Here is a 20036-nt window from a genome sequence, read left to right as displayed (position 1 = left end):
AGATGTGTATAAGAGACAGGTGTAGGGCTAGGGAGGGAATGGGTGTCGGTACGGATTGCGTCGGATCGAAGGTCGCAACCTGGATTCGCGCTTCGCTGGCGTCGCGGGCAATGCGATGCTGGCGAACAGACGCGAGATCGAAGGGGGTATTGCGCGATCATGGCGCCCTTGCATGAGGCAAATGTTATGCGGTGAGGTGGGCGGACCAGTAGTCGACCTTCGCCAATCGATTCCAGTTGGCTGCTTTGCGCCTCAACTCGGTCATTTCCGGCCCCTTGTCAATTTCCCGAACGCGGACGTCGGAGAAATCTCGGTTGAACGGCTACAATTGGGGACAATCCGGAATGTCTTCAATCGACTGCGTACAAGCGAGAACAGACCTTCACCCAGTTAGCATGTAAGGTGCAATCCTTTTCAGCAATCAATGCCAAAATCCACGGCAATACATTGTTCTGTGGAAACCGCTCCCAGCATCTCTGCGTCCGCAACTGCGGCCTGTATCCTATCGGCTTTGGATGCACTCGGACACGTGTTAGCACGACAAACCATTTGGCCTCATTTCATGGGACTCTGGAATAACTTGCGGAAACTCTTCATTAGAATAGCAGGTTGGCTCGGGCGATTGAACGAGGCGGCAGGCGAGCAATCGAAATTCATTGACCTCGCCCCCACCGACAAGGCGGACGAGGCAGGGGTATATTCCGATGCCCTGCTCTACGCGACGAATAATCCTAGAGTTTCGAATATTGCGGTGACAGGCCCGTATGGTTCGGGGAAAAGCAGTATCATCAAGTCATTTCTGAAAAAATACAGACGCCCCGTCCTGCAGATATCGCTTGCTGCATTCCTACCCGAAGCGGCAACCACTGGCGGAATGGTAGGTAAACAGGAGATCGAAAGAAGCATTCTCCAACAAATGCTTTATGGCTCCGACGCGAATAAGCTTCCGTTTTCGAGATTCAAAAGACTCCAATCTCCAGGAAGGTGGTCTATATTTATATCATTATATATTATTATTGGAATATTCGCGTCCTGGAACCTTCTTCGAAATCGCGAAGAGATTATCAACGGTGAATACCTCCTCCCCCTGGCCACCAGCAACTGGTTCAATCTCAGCTGCTTCGCCGTAGGAGGTTCGTTCCTCTGGCTAGCCCTGCACCATTTCTACGTCGCGAGTTTCGGCGTCTCCTTGAAGAGCATATCGCTAAAGGATATTGAAATTACTCCCACAGCGATAACTCAGGAGTCAATATTAAACCGCCATTTGGACGAGATTATCTATTTCTTCCAGTCAACAGACTATGATCTCGTAGTCATTGAGGATCTGGACAGGTTCAATAACTCTGAGATTTTTGTCACCCTGCGTGAGATCAACAGTCTCGTAAATGAGAATTCGGGCGTAAAACGAACCATCCGCTTCCTCTACGCACTTCGTGACGACATGTTTGTGAATACAGACCGGACCAAGTTTTTCGAGTTCATCATCCCTGTCATACCGATCATTAACAGCTCAAATTCGATCGACAAGGTATTGGAGCAGGGAAAGAGGCTCTCACTGGATAACCGGCTTAACCGGCAGTTTCTGCATGAGGTTTCGCGCTATCTCAATGACCTAAGGCTTATTCAGAATATCTTCAACGAATACGCGATCTATGTCGCCAATCTCGGTGGCGAGAACGTGCTGGATGCAAACAAGCTTTTGGCGGTCCTAATTTACAAGAACGTATTTCCCAGGGATTTTGAAAACCTGCATCGCGGCAAGGGTAATCTCGCACAGATCCTTGACCGTCACGATGAATTTATCGCCGACGCTGAGGCAGAATACAGGGCTAAGATATCTGAACTCGAAGAGCAGGTCGATGATTCCGACAGGCAGATCCCTTCTAATCTGCAAGAACTTCGCAGAGTCTATGCAATGGCTCTAATCGAGAGACTCCCCAGTTTAGTATCTCATATCGGCATCAACGGGCAAAAATTTATCGAACTTTCATCCCTCGCGAAGCTTGAATCATTAGAGCAAATTATTGAAGCAACGCAGATCAACTATAGAATTGCCAATCAAAGCCATCATCAGAACCTCAACATCACTGGATTTCAGGCTGATGTCGATCCTCTCAAGACCTATAAGCAGCGCAGGGCCGATATCGAGCGTCGGGGTGTTGAGTTTAAGAACGCCGCCTCGAAAAAAATTAGCGAGTTAAGATCGAAGGTCTCCTCGTTGCGGATGGCCAAGTTCAACGAAGTAGTTCGGCTGAACGCGGGGGCAGTGGAGGGTCTTTTCGATGCATTCGGTGATAGCAAAGAACTTGCTCGGTTTTTGGTATTCGAGGGGTATCTTGATGACACCTACTACCAGTATACATCGCTGTTCCATTCAGGGCGACTTTCACCAAATGACAACAAATTCCTGATTCAGATACGTGGGTTCATTAATCCAGAACCGGGCTTCCAAATAGATAATGCTAACGAGGTCATCGCGGCGATGCGCGATGACGATTTTCGCCAGAGCTATGTTCTCAATGTAAAAATCGTTGATTGCCTGCTTAGTGATTCATCCGCATATACTCTGCAGACGGCGAACCTTTTTGAATTTATCGAGTCTGATTTCGAAAAATGCGAGGCGTTCTTCACGACCTACTACGCGACGGGCGCCAAGGTTTCTGCCTTGGTATCAAGGCTGGTCGAGACATGGGCCGGGTTCGTTCCTGCTGCAATCGCCACGCCCAGGAACCTATCGCATGTAGCGCAAATCATCGCGCATTTGCCAGCGCAGGCCCTTGAAGCACTACCCGAGAAGTACCCAGACATATCCGGGTTTGTCTCGATCAATCTGCCGCAGATACTGGCGTTGGGGATTGATTTCGAGCCCGCCAAGCTGAAGCACCTTGGGATCGAGATTGCAGACCTGCCCGCCATTGGGGGCTTTTCCGGGGTTGCGCGTTTCCTCTTTGAGGAGGGGCTCTATAGACTTTCATATTCCACGTCATCCTGGGCTTGGGCGATCCGCATCTCTTGCGCACACAACATTACACCACTGTCCTCAAGACGGCGAACGCCGTGCTGATTTCCAGGATTGAGCGCAACTTCGGGGACTATCTTAAAGATATAATTCTGAAACTTGAGGAGAATTCGCAGGAGAGCATTCCAGCTATCCTTTCCGTAATCGCGCGCGAGGAGATCGACCTCGGCGACCTAAGCACCTTCATCGAGAAGCAATCGGCGCTCATTCCTTCCCTGGAACAAGTGCCCACGCGTCTCCACGCTCTGCTTTTCCAGCTCGCGAAGGTCGAAGCGTCCTGGGACAACTGCCTCGCGTTTCTTGCTAGCGAAAACTTCGATGCCAAGAGCCTGACCGCTTACCTGAACACGAAGCCGACGCTAGCGGAACTCTCGCGGCATGCAATTCCCAATGATGAAAAGGCATCTACCTTGCGCAGATTCCTCATTGAAAACGATGCTCTGCAAGACGCCGTATACCGCACTTACGTCCAAGGCTTGCCGAGGCATTTCTCCAAGTTTCCGGAGAATCTCGGGACGGGTAAGTTGCAGATCCTGATAGAAGAAGGGAAGGTCGCTTTCTCCCACGAAAATATGTCGTTCCTGGGGGCCAATAGCGACCTCAAAGTTCTGTTCGTGACCAAAAACATCAAGCAATATCTGGACAACGAAAGCACGTTCGCCGTTGATGACGAGTTTCGCGAAAAGCTACTCGCCTCCGATATCCGCGATGACCATAAACTAGCGATTATCCGGTCAATGGATCTCACCCTGCTCGCCAGCCTGCCATCTCGCGCGGGTGCCGTGGGGCCGATATTAGACCGCACCGGGGCCGACATGAGCGTGCTCGATACAGAATCTGCGCGCGCAGTTATCGTGAACTCCGCGCCCATCTCCGTTCAGATTTCGTTGTTCAACAAATGCCAAGGCATCCTGGGTGATGGGGCTGTACGCGAAATCCTCGCATTGCTCCCCGAGCCGTTCTCAGACATCAAAACCGGGTACTACACCCCTAGGATTAAGAAGACGGAGAAAAACATTGAACTGGTAAAGTGGCTCAACTCTCGAGACATCATCTCCTCGTGGAGTGAGGCGCTATTCTCGGATGAAATTCGCATAAATCTATACAGACGCTGATTAGAACGGCTGTAAAATGCGAAGGGAGGCCAGCGACCCACTTATCCCTACCCCCCAGCCAGCCTCGGCAGCAGAAAAATCTCCGCCCCCTCCGGCAGCTTCTTACTCCACGTATCCCGATAGATCGTCCCGTCGATCGCAACCGCAATGCCACGGTCGATCCATGGCTCAAACCCGGGATACTGTTCAGCCAGTTTCCTGAACAGTTCCCTGATGTCCTTGGCCTCGACCTCGACCTTGCTCTTGCCGCCGGCAAGCTGGCCGAGCGCGCCCCAGAGGGTGACTTCGACCATTAGACCTCGCTTTACTCTCCCCGTTCCGCCTCGATCGCCGCCAGGATGCGCGGCGGCGACATCGGGATGTGGGTCATGCGCACGCCGGCGGCGTTCGACACCGCGTTGGCGATCGCCGCCAGCGGCGGCACGATCGAGGTTTCGCCGACGCCGCGCACGCCATAGGGGTGGTTGGGGTTGGGGATTTCCAGGATTTGCGTGTCGATCATCGGCAGGTCGGAGCACACCGGGATGCGGTAGTCGAGGAAGCCGGCATTCTGCAGCCTTCCGTCCTTGCCGTAAATATACTCCTCGTTGAGCGCCCAGCCGATGCCTTGCGCCGCACCGCCCTGGTACTGGCCCTCGACATAGGTCGGGTGCACCGCCTTGCCGGCATCCTGCACCACCGTGTAGCGGATCACCCTGGTCGAGCCGGTCTCGGGGTCGACCTCGATGTCGCATATATGGGTGGCGAAGGAGACGCCGGCGCCGTCGGCGACGAGCTCGCTATGGCCGGCGATCGGCCCGCCGGTCTTGCCGGATTCGGCCGCGATCTCCTTCAGCGAAAGCTTGCCGAGATTGCCGTGCTTCTCGCCCTTGGCGACCGCGTGTCCCTGTTCCCAGACCACGTCGTCGACGGAGATGTCCCACATCTGCGCGGCGCGCTCGCGCAGGATCTTGATCGCGTTGCGGGCGGCCGAGATGGTCGCCATCGAGGAGGAGAAGGTGCCGCGGCTGCCGTCGGTCATGTCGTTGTAACCAAGGCTCGACGTGTCGGCGACGATCGCCTTGACGTGCTCATAGGCGATGCCGAGTTCCTCCGCCGCCACCAGCGACAGCGACGCGCGCGACCCGCCAACGTCCACCGTGCCGACGGCCAGCGACACCGAGCCGTCCATGCCGATGTTGAGGTCGGTGCAGGTCTGGCCGCCGAAATTGAACCAGAAGCCGCAGGCCATGCCCCTGCCCTGGTTTTTCCTGAGCGGCGCCTTCATGTGCGGATGGTTCTTCACCGCTTCCAGCGTCGGGCCGATGCCGATCGGGCCGTAGACCGGGCCGTAGGACGAGCGCGTGCCTTCCTGCGCGGCGTTCTTGATGCGGAAGTCGACCGGATCCATGCCGAGCTCCTTGGCGAGCTCGTCGACCGCGCTCTCCACCGCGAACGCCGCCATCGGCGCCGACGGCGCGCGATAGGCCGCGGTCTTGGGCCGGTTGACCAGCACTTCGTAGCCGACGGTCTTGACGTTATCGAGCTTGTAGCAGGCGAAGGCGGTCATGGCGCCGATCTCGGCCCAGGAGCCGGCATAGGGGCCGGCGCTGTAGCGCAGCGTCGCTTCCGCCGCGGTGATGGTGCCGTCCTTGCGGGCGCCGATCTTGACGTCGATCGAGGTGGCGCTGGTCGGCCCCGAGGCGCGGAACACCTCGTCGCGGGTCATCACCAGCTTCACCGGCCGTCCGGCCTTGCGCGACAAGGCAAGCGCCACCGGCTCGGCCCAGACATGGGTCTTGCCGCCGAAGCCGCCGCCGATCTCCGACGAGGTGACGCGCAGCTTCGAGGCTTCCATGCCGAGCAGCTGGGCGCAGTGCTGGCGGTAGACGAAATGGCCCTGCGTGCAGACCCACAGGTCGGCGGTGCCGTCGGACGAGACGCTCGCCACGCAGGCATGCGGCTCGATATAGCCCTGGTGCGTCTGCTCGGTCTTGAACGAGCGCTCGACGATGAAGTCGGCCTGGCCGAAACCCTGATGGACGTCGCCGTGGCCGAACTGGCTGCGCTTGGTGACGTTGGAGGGTTTTGCCGGCTTTTCCTGCAGCCCCTCGGTGAAGATCGTGTCGTTGATCAGCGGGGCGTGGTGCTGCATCGCCTCGTCGACATCGGTGACATGCGGCAGGATCTCGTACTCGACCTCGATCAGCTTCAGCGCCTGCCTTGCCGTGCGGGCATCTATCGCCGCGACCGCGGCCACCGCATGGCCGTCATAGAGCGCCTTGGTGCGCGCCATGCAATTGTCGAGGATGTCGTACATGGCGGCATCGCCGTCGGTGAGATCGGGCAGGTCTTTCGCCGTGATCACCGCCTTCACGCCGCTCAGCTTTTCCGCCTTCGACGTGTCGATCTTGCGGATAATCGCGTGTGCGTGCGGGCTGCGCAGCACGCGGCCGACCAGCTGGCCGGCCATGTTGAAGTCGGCGCCGTAGCGGGCGCGGCCCGTCACCTTGTCGACGCCGTCGGGACGGATGGGGCGCGTGCCGACGGATGCGAATTTACGCCCGGAAAAACGCGGATCGAAATTCATCTTCAGGCTCCCTTCATCACAATTGCGGCGTCCTGGACGGCGCGCACGATCTTGTCATAGCCGGTGCAGCGGCACAGGTTCCCGGCGAGACCGAAGCGGATTTCCTCCTCGCTCGGGTCGGGGTTCTTGGCGAGCAGGTCCTTGGCGGCGATCAGGAAACCCGGCGTGCAGATGCCGCATTGCAGGGCGGCATGCTCGAGGAATTTCTGCTGCAGCGTGTGCAGCTGGTCGCCATGCGCCATGCCTTCGACGGTCTCGATGCGCCGGCCTTCCGCCTCGGCGCCCAGCACCAGGCACGAGCAGACCAGCCGGTTGTCGAGGATGATTGAGCAGGCGCCGCAGTCGCCGGTGCCGCAGCCTTCCTTGGCGCCGGTCAGGCCGAGCCGGTCGCGCAGCACGTCGAGCAGCGTCTCGTCAGGCTGGCAGAGATATTCTGTTATGTCGCCGTTGATTGTCGTCGAGACTGCAATGCCAGCCATTATTTGCCTCCTGCACGTGCATAGGCGGTCGTGGCGGCTCTCCTGGCCAGCACACCCGCAACTTTGCGTCTGAATTCGATGGTACCGCGCTTGTCGTCGATCGGGCGGCAGGCGCCGGCGCAGACCTTGGCCAGCCGCTCGAGCGCGGCCTCGTCCAGCTTCCTGCCGATAAGCGCCTCGGCCGCCTCTTCGACCAGCAGCACCGTCGGTGCCGCCGCGCCCAGCGCCACGCGGGCCGCCGTGACGACGCCATGCTCGTCGATCGTCAGGTTCACCCCGGCGCTGACCACGGCGATGTCCATCTCGGTGCGCGGAATGAAGCGCAGATAGGCATCGCCCGAACGCGGCGAGCGCTTGCCGAGCAGGATCGCCTCGATGATCTCGCCCTTGGCGAGCGAGGTCTTGCCCGGTCCGGTCGGCACGGCCTCGACGGCAATGGTGCGCTTGCCCGAAGGGCCGGCAATCACCGCTTTGGCACCCGCGGCGACCAGCGCCGGAACGCTGTCGGCGGCCGGCGAGGCGTTGCAGAGATTGCCGGTGATGGTGCAGCGTCCCTGCACCTGCTTCGAGCCGATCAGCTTGGCCGCCTCGACGACGCCAGGCCATGCCTTTTTCAGGGCGGCATTCTCGCCCAGCACGGCGCAGGGAACGGCAGCACCGATGCTGAAGCCGTCCGCGGTTTCGCGGATGTCGCTCAAGCCGGCGATCGACTTGATGTCGACGATCAGGTCGGGCTCGACAAAGCCCCGCTTCATCCTCACCAAGAGGTCGCTGCCTCCGGCCAGGATGGCGGCCGTGCCAGCCGATCCGGCCAATTGGCCGACGGCATCTTCGATTGAAAGCGGACGTATGTAGCGCATCGTCTCCCCTTGGATATCGCGATTTCAGCGACCGTTATAAACACTCTCCTCATAATGGCTATCGGGTTCGTCGTTTGCGACGATTGGTCCAGCCGCCGCAAAATCGAGTCCCAAATCAGGCTGAATTGGCCTACGCCAGTGCATATCGTCCAAAAGCGTGCAGCGGTTTTGCGACAACGACATGCAGAGATAGCCTACGGCCGGTTCTCGAAAATTTGCGAGCCCGTGTCGGATCGGTCAAGCCCCGTTCGTCCTTGGGACATCGAACAGGCATCATGAAAGGACAGGATATGCCCGGTACCGTACGTTTGCACCGCGTTCTCACCACCAGCCCCGAAAAGGTCTATCGCGCCTTCGTCGAAGCCGACGCGCTGGCGAAGTGGCTTCCGCCGAACGGCTTCACCTGCACGGTCCATCAGTTCGAGGCCAAGGTCGGCGGCACGTTCAAAATGTCCTTCCGCAACTTCACCACCGGCGGCAGCCACGCCTTCGGCGGCGAGTATCTCGAACTCGTTCCCGGCGAGCGCCTGCGCTACACCGACAGGTTCGACGACCCCAACCTGCCTGGCGAGATCCAGGTCACCGTGATCCTGAAAAAAGTGTCGGTCGGCACCGAAATCGACATCACCCAGGCCGGCATCCCCGACGTCATCCCGGTCGAGGCCTGCTATCTCGGCTGGCAGGAATCGCTGCGGAACCTGGCAAAGCTGGTCGAGCCGGAGATCAATCAGTAAGGCAGCTCCAGAAAGCGCGCAGCGCCGCCGCCGATGACATGCCCATCGGCGGCGGTTGCGCGTCGAGGGCCTTGACCGTGCGATCGCCTGCGTGAAATCCTCCGGGCCAAAGGGAGGATTTTCCATGCGACATCTGCTGCTCGTGCTGTCCGCCCTGCTGCTGGCCACTTCCGCCGAGGCCAGGACCATCTACTACGGCAACAAGGTGGGAATGGAACTCACCATCGTCAAAAGGTCAGGCATCGGCTCTGAGCACGCCAGCATCCTGGCCAAGCACGACAGGCACAAGGCCGGCGTCTACTGCCGCGAATACGGCCACGATTTCTCCAAGGAGTGCATTGACGCCGAAATGAAGTCGCCGCTGCACTTCGAGATCACGGCCAACTGCAAGACCGGCAAATTCACCACCTTCTATGGCGCCAACATGCTGTTCCAGGGCCGCAACAAGGGCACTGAGGTGACGACGGACTACCTGATCACATCGATCGATGACAATGTGGTGCTCGATGGCTCCGGCGCCTCGTCATACGATGTCACGCTGGACCAGTTCAAAGCGCTCTGCCCCAATCGCGTACGCTAGCGGCGTTTGCGACACTGTGCCGATCGGAACAAACGGAGGCGCAAACGCATGGCCCTGACCAACCGGGATATCGCCGAGCTGACCGAATGGCGGCGCAAGCTGCACCGGCAGCCGGAAATCTCCAATGAGGAGGAGAAGACGGCGAAAGAAGTCGTCGCCTTCCTCGCCGACACCGGGCCGGACAAGGTCCTGACCGGCCTCGGCGGGCATGGCGTGGCGGCGGTCTACGACAGCGGCAAGACCGGGCCGACCGTGCTGTTCCGCTCCGAACTCGACGCGCTGCCGATCGAGGAGCTGTCCGGCGTGCCGCATGCCTCGCAAGTGCCCGGCAAGTCGCATATGTGCGGCCATGACGGGCACACGGCGATCCTGGCCGCCCTTGGCCGGCAGCTGGGGCGCGAGCGGCCGGCCAGCGGCCGCGTCGTGCTGATGTTCCAGCCGGCGGAAGAGACCGGCAATGGTGCTGCCGGCGTCGTCGCCGATCCGCGCTACGGCGAGATCGCGCCGGATTTCGCCTTCTCGCTGCACAATCTGCCGGGCGTGCCGTTCGGCGAGGTCAGGCTCAAGCCCGGCGTGGTCAACTGCGCCTCGCGCGGCATGCGCATCGTGCTCGAGGGCAAGACCGCGCATTCCTCAATGCCCGAGACCGGCATTTCGCCGATGCCGGCGATCTCGGAGCTGATGCCGGCGCTGCCCGCGCTCGGCCACGCCACCTTCGCCGACGACGATTTCTCCATGGTCACCGTCACCCATGCCGCGATGGGCGAAGCCGTGTTCGGCATCGCGCCCGCCCATGCCGAGGTGTGGGCGACGCTGCGCACCCGCCGCGACGAGCGCATGGCGGACCTGTGCGCCGGAGCGCAAGCCCTGGTGACCGATATCGCGGCCCGCCATCGCCTCTCCGCCCGCTGGGATTACCACGAGATCTTCGTCGCCAGCGTCAACGCCCCGGACGCGGTGGAGCACCTGCAACGCGCGCTCGACGAAGAAGGCGTCGTGCACGGGCAAGAGGCCCTGCCGATGCGCGCCTCGGAGGATTTCGGCCTGTTCGGCCGCAGTGCCAGATCGGCGATGTTCTTCCTCGGCGCCGGCGAACGGCACCCTTCCCTGCACAATCCGGATTATGATTTTCCCGACGACCTGATCCCGATCGGCTCGAGGATCTTCATGCGCACGGCGCGCAATCTGCTGGGGTGAGTGCGCGCGCCGGTTAGGCGGACCTGAGGAACGGGCGCTTCTGGACGCCCCGCTTTGCCTGGAAACTCGCGGCGGGAACCGGACGGCCGACGCGGAAGCCCTGGATCTTGTCGATGCCGAACTCGCGCATCAGCGCGATCTGCTCGTCGGTTTCCACGCCTTCGACCAGGATCTGGTGGCCGCGATTGCGCACCAGCGCGATGATGTCCTGCAGCATGGCCATGCCCTTCGGGGTGCCGCAGTCGTGCAGGAACGAGCGGTCGATCTTCACCGTATCGAAATCGATCAGACGCAGCCACGAAAGACCGGCGAAGCCGGTGCCGAAATCGTCGAGCCAGATCTTGATGCCGAGCAGCTTCAGGTCGCTGATGCAGCGCAGGATGTCCGAATGCATCTCCATCTCGAGCCCTTCGGTGATCTCGAAGGCCAGCCTGTTGCCGGTCACGCCCGTCTCGCCCAGAATGGTCGCGACGGACGCGGCGAAGCCAGGCGTCTTGAGCTGGATCGGCGAGACGTTGACACTGACGAGAGGGACGTGATCGTCCGCCAGCAGCTCGGCGCACACCGTCCGTATCGCCCAGCGGCCGAGTTCCAGGATCGCGCCGGTGCGTTCCGCCACGGGAATGAACAGGCTCGGCGGAACCAGGGTTCCGTCCAGCATCTTGAGACGCATCAGCGCCTCCACCGCTTCGACGCGGCCCGACACGACATCCTGGATGGGCTGGTAGACGAGTGAAACGAGGCCCTGGCCGATCGCGATCTTCAGCAACGCCGCGAGGTTCTCGCTCTCGTCGCTGCTCTGCGGATCGGTCGGGTCGAACAGCCTGGCGCAATTGCGGCCGCTGGCCTTTGCCAGATAGAGCGCGCGGTCCGCCTCGTGGATGATCTTCTCCAGCTTGGCGCCGGCCTGCACCCTGGTGAAGGCGGCGCCCACGCTCGCCGTCACGATCGAAATGCCGTCGCGCCTGAGCTCATGGGTGATCGCCAGGGTCTCCACCGTGCGGCAAATGGCTTCCGCCAGTTCCGCGACCTGATCCTTCTTGTCCATGCGGGCGAGCACGATGAATTCCTCGCCGCCATAACGCCCGATCGAGCCATTGTAGTTCTTGATCAGGTCGCTCAGCGCGTTGGCCACATGGATCAGGCAGCGGTCGCCTTCCTGGTGGCCGTAGCAGTCATTGAACTTCTTGAAGAAGTCGACATCGATGAGGATGGCCGCGAAGCCGTTGCCAAGCTTTTGCCACTCGCTCCAGTAATCGCGCAGCTTCTCGTCGATCGCGCGCCGGTTTTCCAGGCCGGTGAGCGGATCCGTCCGCGACAGTCTGAGCAGGGCCTTGCCGCGTTCGGTGGCCTCCTTGTGCTGGATCTTGGCTTCCAGCGCGTTCAGGAAGACGTTGTAGCGCTCCTCATTCAGCTTCCAGTTCACATAGGAGGTGAAGGTGAAGCACGAAACGTAGAACGTCCCGAACACCATCTTGTATGTCAGCGAGGCGGGCAGGAAATAGTTCACCACGTACAGGATGCACAATATGATCGTCGACGTTATGATCGACACCTTGAAGCTGAACGTGAAAAATAGATTGGCACTCATCATGAAAATGGTGCCGAACACCATGTAGTAGGCGACGGTTTCCTTGTTGGCGCCCAGGGATGCCGGGAACAACCAGCCGACATAGCCGAAGATGATCGCCGCGGCGCAGGTCACGTCGAGCCACTCCGTCGCCACGCCCCGGCGAAGCTGTGTTTCCAGGGTCAGCAGAGCGGTCAATCCGACCGCGAAGCGCGCCGTGATCGTGTAGGCCGCCACGTCGGGTATCAGCAGCAGGTCCGACACCGAAAACAGCACATAGATGACGACGGCGATCCAGAGCCCAGGCCTGGCGTCTTTCCTTCGCTTCGCCAGGGCTTCGGCGCGGTAGAGGATGCGCAGTTCCGCCACCCCCAGTTCCTGGCGCGGATCATACGGTTCCATATCCACCGTATCGGCCGATCTGGACGACGCGCGTTCGCTCACAAATCCCCGGGTTGGGGGATTTTGCGCTCCGAACTCTCTTCCAGCTTCTGCCCCCACGCAGGACGACTCCTTGGGACGCGACACGATCGCCACGCGGTAAAATGCGATGGCGCCAGACAAGTTTGCGTTAACTCGGACCCAGAATCTTATCCGCAATATCGCTAATAAACTGAGATGGTTAGCAGGAAATTAATCATAACAATAAAATGCGCCCGAAGCGCCGTTGGCAAATGGAGCATTCTACGCAATAAGTTAACTGACTGTTAACCAAGGAGTCCTGGTGTGCAAACCGTGTTCGATGGGCAAAGCCTGATTACCGCAGAGATTATCGCCGGCAGCCTGCCCCGGGGTAAGCTCGAGCATCACGGCGAAGAGTTCGAAACCGCACGTGCGGAACTGGCGCTCATCCTCCACGCCACACAGCAGCAGATCGAGCAGCAGAAATATCCCGCCGAGATCGTACGCCGGCTTCTGTCGCTGCTCAGCGCGCTGCGGGCCAAGGTGCATCCCGACGTCTGGCAGGCCTTGATACCGGTGGCGCAGAACCACCCGATCCTGAAGTATTTTCTGGAGGATCCGCTGACGAACTGGTCCTTCACCAAGCCCAGGGGCTATTCCGGCGACGCGCAGCTGCTCGACTACATCTATTGCGACCCGCATGTTGCCGAGAGTGTGGCCAACGCCTCGGAGATCGGCAAGGCGCTCTACAGCCATACCCAGAACGTTCCGTCATGCGTGGCGGCACGCGAACGGCGCGATCTCCTGACCCGCTATGTCGACGAGGCGGCGGCCAAGAACGGACCCGAAACCGAGGTTCTGGCCATCGCCGCCGGCCATCTGCGCGAAGCCAACCGCTCCGTCGCTCTGGCCGAGGGCCGTCTCAAGCGCTGGGTCGCGCTCGACCAGGATCCGCAGAGCGTCGGGCTGATCGCACGCGACTTCCAGGGCACCGCGGTCGAGGCCGTCGACGGCTCGGTGCGGACCGTGCTGACGCGGGGCCACAAGCTCGGCAAGTTCGATCTCATCTATGCCTCGGGCCTCTACGATTACCTCCAGCACAATGTCGCCGTGAAACTCACCAAGACCTGCCTGCAGATGCTGAAGCCGAACGGCACATTCCTGTTCGCCAACTACGCCGAGGGCACCCCTGACGCCGGCTACCGCGAAACCTTCATGGACTGGGTGCTGCTGCTGCGCTCGGAGGTCGACATGTGGAACATCGTCAACGCCAGCGTCGACCGCAACGCGGTAGAGGCCAAGGTGTTCTTCGGCGAGAACCGCAACGTGCTTTACGCCGTGATTGAGAAGCGCGGGTAAGCAGGCGGCGCGGGCATCCGGGAATGCCTGCGTGAATTGTTGGCTGTGTTTGGCTGAGAGGCGACCTTCGCCTCCTGGCCGCTTTCCGCCTCATCGCGGTTCTGGGAAGCCCTGAGCGGTTCGTCGGGCAGGCGCAAGGCCATGGCGTGGACGGTGTCTCCGTCCGTGCCGACGCCGGAACGCTTGACGAAGACGCGCTTGTCGACGGTGACGCCGACCCCGGTCATAGTGCGCCAAGAGCATGCCCGTGCGGCCTCATCGCCGATGCACTCGCGCCAGGCCTGGCGACCGAAGACCGAACGCAGGGGATCATGAGCACAGTCATCGTTGTCGGCCACGTCAATCACGACCAGGTCTGGTCGCTGTCTTCGCCCCTCGCCTCGGGCGCGCGCCTCACCTATTCCGATCGTGTTGTCAGGCTTGGCGGCGGCGGCTTCCACACCGGCACCCGGCTGGCGAAGCTCGGCAATGATGTCCGGCTGATCAGCAATCTGATGGACGACGGCCATGGCCGGGCAGCACTCGCCGAATTGCGGGCGAGCGGCATCGACACCGGCTACGTCACCATGTGGGCCGGCGAAACCCGGTTCACCGAAATCCTGCTCGAGCCGAACGGCGAGCGCACCATTTTGAACACCAGCGGCCAGCTGCGCCCTCTCTTCGCCGCACCGGAGCCTGTCAGTGGCGACGCCGCCTATCTCAACGCCCTGGTGCTCGACGACGGTCTTGTCGCCTCGCTGCGGACGATCCCGCTGGTGGTCTCGCAGTTTCCGCTGCGCAGCACCTCGCACCGCCCGGCCGACATCGTCATCGGATCGCGCGCCGACTTTCCCGGCGAGAACACGCACGCGATCTGGGAGCGGGCATCAAGGATTGCCGGGCCTCGCCTGAGGACGCTGGTGCTGACCGATGGAATGCTGCCGATCTCGCTCTATGACGGCGAGGCGCTCTATCACGTCACGCCGCTGAAGCAGGTCTCCGTGCCCGACACGATCGGCGCCGGCGACTGCTTTGCGGGGATCTTCCTGCACGGCCTGCTGCAAGGGCTGACCCTTGAGCTTTCCGCCGAACAGGCCAGCCGGCAAACCGCCGAATGGCTGTCGGAACGATCACGTACCGGCTGAATTAGTGGCTCCGGCAAGGCCGGCTTTCATGAAAATGTCATAAAAATCAAATGGAAACCGGCATTCGAGTGAACTAGAAAACATGTCCTGGAGAGATCGTGATCGAGGCGTCGGCAAGCCGGCGCATCGTCGCCATGATCGGCGTCTTCATCATCCCAACGATGTCGCCGACCTTGTCGCCCGCGCAATCCACCTTGAAATCGCTGCCTTGCAAGAGACATGACATGTGGCTGAGTGAATTCGAAATTGTCCTGCGCGACCGCGTCATCCCGAACGGCGCCGTCAGGATCGAGAACGGCCGGATCGCCGAGATCCGCGAGAAGCCTGTCGGGCACGCCGACATCGAGGGCGGCGGCCGCCTGCTGCTGCCCGGCTTCATCGACATGCATGGCGACATGGTGGAGAGGGAAGTCGAGCCGCGCATCGGCGTGCATGTGCCGATGCGGATCGGCATTGCCGAGCTCGACAAGAAGCTCGCCTCCTGCGGCATCACCACCGCCTATGCCGCGCTCTCCTTCATCGGCGCCAGCGTCACCAGCGGCGTGCTGCGCTCGGAAGACCATACGACAGAAATCATCGGCACCATTGCCGGGTTGAAGGACCACCTGTTGGTCGACCACCGCATCCATGCCCGCTTCGAAGTGACCTTCACCCCGGCGCTTCCCACGCTGCGGAAGCTGATGGACGCCGGCAGGCTGCACCTGATCTCGCTGATGGACCACACGCCCGGACAGGGTCAATACCGCGACGTCGAGCTCTACATTGCCCGCATCGCCAAGGAGCGCGGCATGTCGGTTGCCACGGCCTCCGAGGTCGTCGGCAAGCGCATGGCGGGCCGCGAAGGGCAAGGCGATGTGCTGAACGCCCTGCAGGACCTGTCGGCGCGAGCCCAGGCCGCCGGCATCGTGCTCGCCTCGCATGACGACGACACGCTGGAAAAGGTCGAACTGGTGCATGGCCTGGGCGCCGCGCTCAGCGAATTCCCGGTGACCCTGGAAGCGGCGCAGGAGGCCCGCAGGCTCGGCATGCATACCGCCATGGGGGCGCCCAACGCGCTGCGCGGCGAGTCCTATTCCGGCAATCTTTCCGCCCGGCAGGCCTATGAGGCCGGCTTGCTCGACATACTGGCCAGCGACTACCATCCGGCGTCCATCCTGCCGGCCGTGCTCGGCCTGGCGGAGCTGCGAGGCAATGGCCTCGCGGCGGCGGCGGCGCTGACAAGCGCCAACCCGGCCAACGCCCTGGGGCTCACCGATCGCGGCGCCATCGAGCCCGGCCTTCTGGCCGATTTCGTGGTGGCCGACCGCCATCCCGTGCCACGCGTCCGCGCCACCTTCCGCGCCGGCCGCATGATCTACGGTGATGGCACGCTTGCACCAGCGGGCAAGGCAGAACGCGTTGGCCCGGTCGCGGCTGAACGGCTACCTGCTGCCGCCCGGGAAAGCGCGTAGCGCTTTCCCGGGGAATTGCATCTAAACGTCGAGGACGACCGTCATGCCGCGCACCTCGGCCATTTCCAGCAGCATGTCCTGCAAGGTTTCGATGGTGTGCGCCGCGCCGGTCAATGCCAGCAACTCGGTGATACTCTCTCTCATGGAAATGACCGCGACTCCGGTCTTCTCGGAAAGCAACCGTCCGATGGCCGTGCGGATCATGGCATTGTGGTCAGGCATGATTCCCCCCTTTCATGCTGGATGACGGTAAAAGCCTTCTCAAACGGCATGCTTTTTGCACAACTTCTGCGAGCTTTAGCTTACGCTTGCAAGCCGTTTTGGTATGTCTGATCTCCAGTATTTTTCTGACAGTTGCTCGGCGGCGACAGCGACGGCAGCACCCATGGATTGCCGCTTGGCGGCAAACGGGCCGGCGGCGGTGCGACAGAGCCTGGTGAGAGCCCCGCCCTGCCGAGCCGGCAATTCCGGAAATCTGTCGAAAGCGGCCCAACGAGCCAAAACCGCTTCGCACCATTTTAAATCTTGACGCGTGTCAATTTTTTATCAAACATGCGCAAATGCTGACGGGGCTAGGTCAGCGCTCTGGGAGGAGAAATGCCTGGCATGGAAAAGGTCCCGACCGGGTCCGTCGTCCGCGAGACGTTTGGCGTTCGCCGGGCCGCGGGCCGCGCGGCGTTGCCGATGCAAGCATGGCTCTCGCAGCACCGGCCACTGGCGTCCGTGGGCTTGCCGACAAGACACATCCAACAATCAAGAAGCGGAGGAACAAAATGCGCATCTTCAACGGCCTGACGCTTGGCGCGGGCCTGCTGGCAACCATCGTCTCGGCCCACGCCGGGGACGCGGCCAAGGTCGCGGCCATCGTCAAGGGCCTCGACAACCCCTTCTTCCAGACCATGCAGAAGGGCATCGAGGAGCAAGGCAAAGCCAGTGGCGTCAATGTCAGCGTCCAGGCCGCCGCCAATATGGGCGACGCCACCGGCCAGGCCGACCGTCTGACCGCCATGGCCATGCAGGACTTCGATTGCTACCTGGTCAACCCGATCAGCGTCTCCAACCTCGTCCAGGCGCTGGTGCCGGTCGCCCAGAAGAAGAAGCCGATCGTCAACATCGACTCGACCATCGACCCCGAACAGGCAAAGGCCGCCGGCTTTGCCGTCTCGACCTATATCGGCACCGACAATGTCGCCGCCGGCGCGCTGGCCGGCGAGGAAATGCTAAAGCTGGTGCCGAAGGGCTCCAAGGTGGCGCTGATCGCCGGCATCGTCGGCGATGTCGGCTCCAATGCCCGCATCAAGGGCTTCAAGCAGGCCGTCGAAGGCAAGCTCGAGGTGGCGGTGATGGTGAGCGCCGACTGGGATCGTGAGAAGGCGTTGACCGCCGCCACCGACATCCTCGCGGCGCACCCCGATCTCGCCGGCTTCTTCGCCGCCAACGACATCATGGCGCTCGGCGTCGAACGCGCCGTGCAGACCTCGGGCAAGGACGTCAAGGTGATCGGCCTCGACGGCATCGTCGACGCGCTGAAATCGATCGCGGCGGGCGAACTCACGGCCACCGTCGCCCAATATCCCTATGTCGTCGGCGCCATGGGTGTCGAAGCCTGTGCGTTGGCCGCCAAGGGCAAGGAATTGCCCGCCAACGTGCCCGCACCCGTGCTCCTGATCAACAAGGACAATGCCGACGCCTCGCTGAAGAATTTTCCGCGTCCCGGCGGCGATTATCCAGATCCCTTCCGCGAGATGTTGAAGTGAGCAATCCCACGGACAACGCGCCCGTCGCCCATTCGGCGGGCGCGGCGGAGGAGAGCCGCCCCTCCCTGTCGGCTCTCCTCCTGGATCCTTCCTTCTGGGCCGACTGGGCATCCGTCGTCGGCCTGGTCGGTCTCGTCATCGTCTTCGGCATCGCCCAGCCGGTCTTTCTCAGCGTCGCCAATCTGCAGGCGCTCTTGCTGGCGGCGGCCATCCTGGTCGTGTTGTCGATCGGCCAGACCTTCGTCGTCACGACGTCAGGCATCGACCTGTCGCTGGCGGCGGCCGTCATGCTTGGCGCCATCATCCTCGGTCTCCTCAACGCGGCCGGCTATGGCATCTTCATCGCCTGCGTGCTCGCGGTGCTCGCCACCAGCGCCATCGGCTTCCTCAACGGCCTCATCATCACCGCAGGCAAGATCCCCGATTTCGTGGTGACGCTCGGCACGCTGTCGGGCATCACCGGGCTTGGCCTGATCCTGTCGGGCGGCGAACCGACCATGGTCGGCTCGACCTTCCTGCTGAAACTCGCTTCGGGCTCGTTCGGACCGTTCGGCTATCCGGTCTGGGTAGCGATCGCGGCCGTCATTGTGGCGCATATCACGCTCTACCACACGCGCTTCGGCGTCCATCTCTTGGCGACCGGCGGCCAGGTCGAAAGCGCCGGCGCGCTCGGCATCCGCACCAACCGCGTCAAGATCGCCGCCTACACCATCTCCGGCTTCTGCGCCGGCATCGCAGCCATTCTCCTGGTTGCCCGCATCGGCTCGGCCGAGCCGCAGATCAACACCAGCCTGCTCCTGAATTCGGTGGCAGCGGTGGTTCTGGGCGGCGTCAGCCTGTTCGGCGGCCGCGCCAGCATATTGGGCCCGGCCATCGGCGCGCTGATGCTCACCGCGCTGGTCAACGGGCTGACGCTGCTCAACGTCTCGGCCTTCTACCAACCGCTTGCCGTGGGCGCCATCGTGGTCCTGGCAGCGCTGATCATGCGGTACCAGAAATGAGCGCCGTCAGCCCCTCCTCCGCCTCGGACGCGATCATCGCCTGCAATGGTCTGAGCAAGCATTTCGGCGGCGTGCGCGCCTTCACCGATGTCGCCTTCCAGGCGCGCCGGGGCGAAGTCACCGCCGTCATCGGCGACAATGGCGCCGGCAAATCGACGCTGATCCGCTGCCTGGTCGGCGTGCATATGCCGGATGCCGGCTCGATCGTCTTCGATGGCCGCGAACATCCCTTCTCCAACCCGGACGGGGCACGCAAGGCCGGCATCGAGACCGTGCACCAGAACCTGGCGCTGATCGACGAACTGACGGTGGCACAGAACCTGTTCCTCAACCGCGAGCTCGTGCGCCGCATCGGCCCCTTCGCTTTCCTCGACCGCAAGGCGATGAAACGCGAGGCGCGTTCCATGCTGTCGCGCCTGTCGATCAACGTGCCGTCCATCAACCAGCGTGTGCGCCGTCTGTCTGGCGGCCAGCGGCAGGCGATCTCGATCTGCCGCGCCGTCGGCTCCGGCGCCAAGCTGGTGGTGATGGACGAACCGACGGCAGCGCTTGGCGTGCAGGAGACCGCCAATGTCGAGGCGTTGATCCGCCGCCTGCGTGAACAGTCGGTCTCGGTCATCCTGGTCAGCCACAATTTCGATCAGGTGCGGCGCCTGTCCGACCAGATCTGGGTGATGCGGGCGGGAAAGATGGCAGCGACGGTGCGTGCCTCCGAGACGTCAGGCAATGAATTGGTCGCGCTGGTCACCGGCGCGGCGTGATCGCCCAACCGTGAAATCGATCGCTGCCCGCCTCGGCCGCAAATGAAATCAAGGGAGT

The 20036-nt window shown here is 61.6% G+C and carries 18 protein-coding genes; 11 read left to right on the top strand and 7 right to left on the bottom strand.

All coding sequences use genetic code 11. The features are described 5' to 3' along the window. Window positions 1-562: 562 nt before the first annotated feature. Together CK226_RS35370 and CK226_RS35365 are read left to right on the top strand one after the other, a co-directional pair. Window positions 563-3064, top strand: a complete 2502-nt coding sequence (locus tag CK226_RS35370; RefSeq protein WP_210202256.1) for a hypothetical protein — start codon at window positions 563-565, stop codon at window positions 3062-3064. Then, on the top strand, window positions 3058-4134 hold the full coding sequence (locus tag CK226_RS35365) for a hypothetical protein (protein ID WP_210202255.1): 1077 nt from the start codon (window positions 3058-3060) through the stop codon (window positions 4132-4134). Before CK226_RS35370 ends, CK226_RS35365 begins: the two co-directional genes overlap by 7 nt. 47 nt (window positions 4135-4181) lie before the next feature. Here the strand turns inward: CK226_RS35365 and CK226_RS25120 are convergent, their stop codons facing one another. Genes CK226_RS25120 through CK226_RS25105 form a run of 4 tightly spaced genes read right to left on the bottom strand, consistent with a single transcriptional unit; the run spans window position 4182 to window position 8042 of the window. Then, a complete protein-coding gene (locus CK226_RS25120; protein ID WP_019859698.1) occupies window positions 4182-4427 on the bottom strand; it encodes a MoaD/ThiS family protein in 246 nt (81 codons plus the stop codon). Window positions 4428-4438: 11 nt separating this feature from the next. Beyond that, window positions 4439-6703 (bottom strand): xanthine dehydrogenase family protein molybdopterin-binding subunit, encoded by a 2265-nt coding sequence (locus tag CK226_RS25115; protein ID WP_095793377.1) that lies wholly within the window; start codon window positions 6701-6703, stop codon window positions 4439-4441. Window positions 6704-6705: 2 nt separating this feature from the next. After that, entirely contained in the window at window positions 6706-7182 is a 477-nt protein-coding gene (locus CK226_RS25110; RefSeq protein WP_095793376.1) for a (2Fe-2S)-binding protein, read from the bottom strand. Then, entirely contained in the window at window positions 7182-8042 is an 861-nt protein-coding gene (locus tag CK226_RS25105; RefSeq protein ID WP_095793375.1) for a xanthine dehydrogenase family protein subunit M, read from the bottom strand. Before CK226_RS25105 ends, CK226_RS25110 begins: the two co-directional genes overlap by 1 nt. Window positions 8043-8332: 290 nt before the next feature. Between CK226_RS25105 and CK226_RS25100 the strand changes: the two genes are divergently transcribed. The 3 genes from CK226_RS25100 (at window position 8333) to CK226_RS25090 (ending at window position 10553) form a co-directional block, all read left to right on the top strand. Next, window positions 8333-8776 carry an SRPBCC family protein gene (locus CK226_RS25100; RefSeq protein ID WP_095789881.1) on the top strand — a complete coding sequence of 148 codons (444 nt, stop codon included), beginning with the start codon at window positions 8333-8335 and terminating at the stop codon, window positions 8774-8776. A gap of 124 nt (window positions 8777-8900) precedes the next feature. Then, complete coding sequence (locus CK226_RS25095) at window positions 8901-9356, top strand: hypothetical protein (RefSeq protein ID WP_095774956.1); 456 nt, start codon at window positions 8901-8903, stop codon at window positions 9354-9356. Between the two features lie 48 nt (window positions 9357-9404). Further along, window positions 9405-10553 (top strand): amidohydrolase, encoded by a 1149-nt coding sequence (locus CK226_RS25090; protein WP_095793374.1) that lies wholly within the window; start codon window positions 9405-9407, stop codon window positions 10551-10553. A gap of 13 nt (window positions 10554-10566) precedes the next feature. Here CK226_RS25090 and CK226_RS25085 read toward each other — a convergent pair whose 3' ends face one another. Then, window positions 10567-12525 carry an EAL domain-containing protein gene (locus tag CK226_RS25085; RefSeq protein ID WP_245437837.1) on the bottom strand — a complete coding sequence of 653 codons (1959 nt, stop codon included), beginning with the start codon at window positions 12523-12525 and terminating at the stop codon, window positions 10567-10569. Between the two features lie 324 nt (window positions 12526-12849). On the opposite strand from CK226_RS25085, the gene CK226_RS25080 reads away from it, so the two are divergent. After that, window positions 12850-13884 carry a class I SAM-dependent methyltransferase gene (locus CK226_RS25080; protein WP_095774959.1) on the top strand — a complete coding sequence of 345 codons (1035 nt, stop codon included), beginning with the start codon at window positions 12850-12852 and terminating at the stop codon, window positions 13882-13884. Here the strand turns inward: CK226_RS25080 and CK226_RS25075 are convergent. Continuing rightward, window positions 13857-14111 (bottom strand): hypothetical protein, encoded by a 255-nt coding sequence (locus CK226_RS25075; protein ID WP_095774960.1) that lies wholly within the window; start codon window positions 14109-14111, stop codon window positions 13857-13859. The genes CK226_RS25080 and CK226_RS25075 overlap by 28 nt on opposite strands. An 84-nt stretch (window positions 14112-14195) precedes the next feature. Here CK226_RS25075 and CK226_RS25070 point away from each other — a divergent pair, with 84 nt between their 5' ends. Beyond that, on the top strand, window positions 14196-15008 hold the full coding sequence (locus CK226_RS25070; protein WP_095793372.1) for a PfkB family carbohydrate kinase: 813 nt from the start codon (window positions 14196-14198) through the stop codon (window positions 15006-15008). Window positions 15009-15232: 224 nt separating this feature from the next. Continuing rightward, window positions 15233-16459, top strand: a complete 1227-nt coding sequence (locus CK226_RS25065) for an alpha-D-ribose 1-methylphosphonate 5-triphosphate diphosphatase (RefSeq protein ID WP_095793371.1) — start codon at window positions 15233-15235, stop codon at window positions 16457-16459. 21 nt (window positions 16460-16480) lie between these two features. Here the strand turns inward: CK226_RS25065 and CK226_RS25060 are convergent, their stop codons facing one another. Continuing rightward, the gene (locus CK226_RS25060) at window positions 16481-16681 is read right to left on the bottom strand and encodes a hypothetical protein (protein WP_095774963.1); all 201 of its coding nucleotides are present in this window, start codon (window positions 16679-16681) and stop codon (window positions 16481-16483) included. A gap of 551 nt (window positions 16682-17232) precedes the next feature. Here CK226_RS25060 and CK226_RS25055 point away from each other — a divergent pair. The 3 genes from CK226_RS25055 to CK226_RS25045 are packed head-to-tail and all read left to right on the top strand — an operon-like array spanning window position 17233 to window position 19978. Beyond that, on the top strand, window positions 17233-18216 hold the full coding sequence (locus CK226_RS25055) for a substrate-binding domain-containing protein (protein WP_095789891.1): 984 nt from the start codon (window positions 17233-17235) through the stop codon (window positions 18214-18216). Next, on the top strand, window positions 18213-19217 hold the full coding sequence (locus CK226_RS25050; protein ID WP_095774965.1) for an ABC transporter permease: 1005 nt from the start codon (window positions 18213-18215) through the stop codon (window positions 19215-19217). Before CK226_RS25055 ends, CK226_RS25050 begins: the two co-directional genes overlap by 4 nt. Further along, window positions 19214-19978 (top strand): ATP-binding cassette domain-containing protein, encoded by a 765-nt coding sequence (locus CK226_RS25045; protein ID WP_095793370.1) that lies wholly within the window; start codon window positions 19214-19216, stop codon window positions 19976-19978. Before CK226_RS25050 ends, CK226_RS25045 begins: the two co-directional genes overlap by 4 nt. Window positions 19979-20036 lie beyond the last annotated feature (58 nt).

The organism is Mesorhizobium sp. WSM4311 (assembly GCF_002295115.1).
Taxonomy (GTDB): Bacteria; Pseudomonadota; Alphaproteobacteria; order Rhizobiales; family Rhizobiaceae; genus Mesorhizobium.
This window is presented reverse-complemented; position numbering and strand designations above follow the sequence as displayed.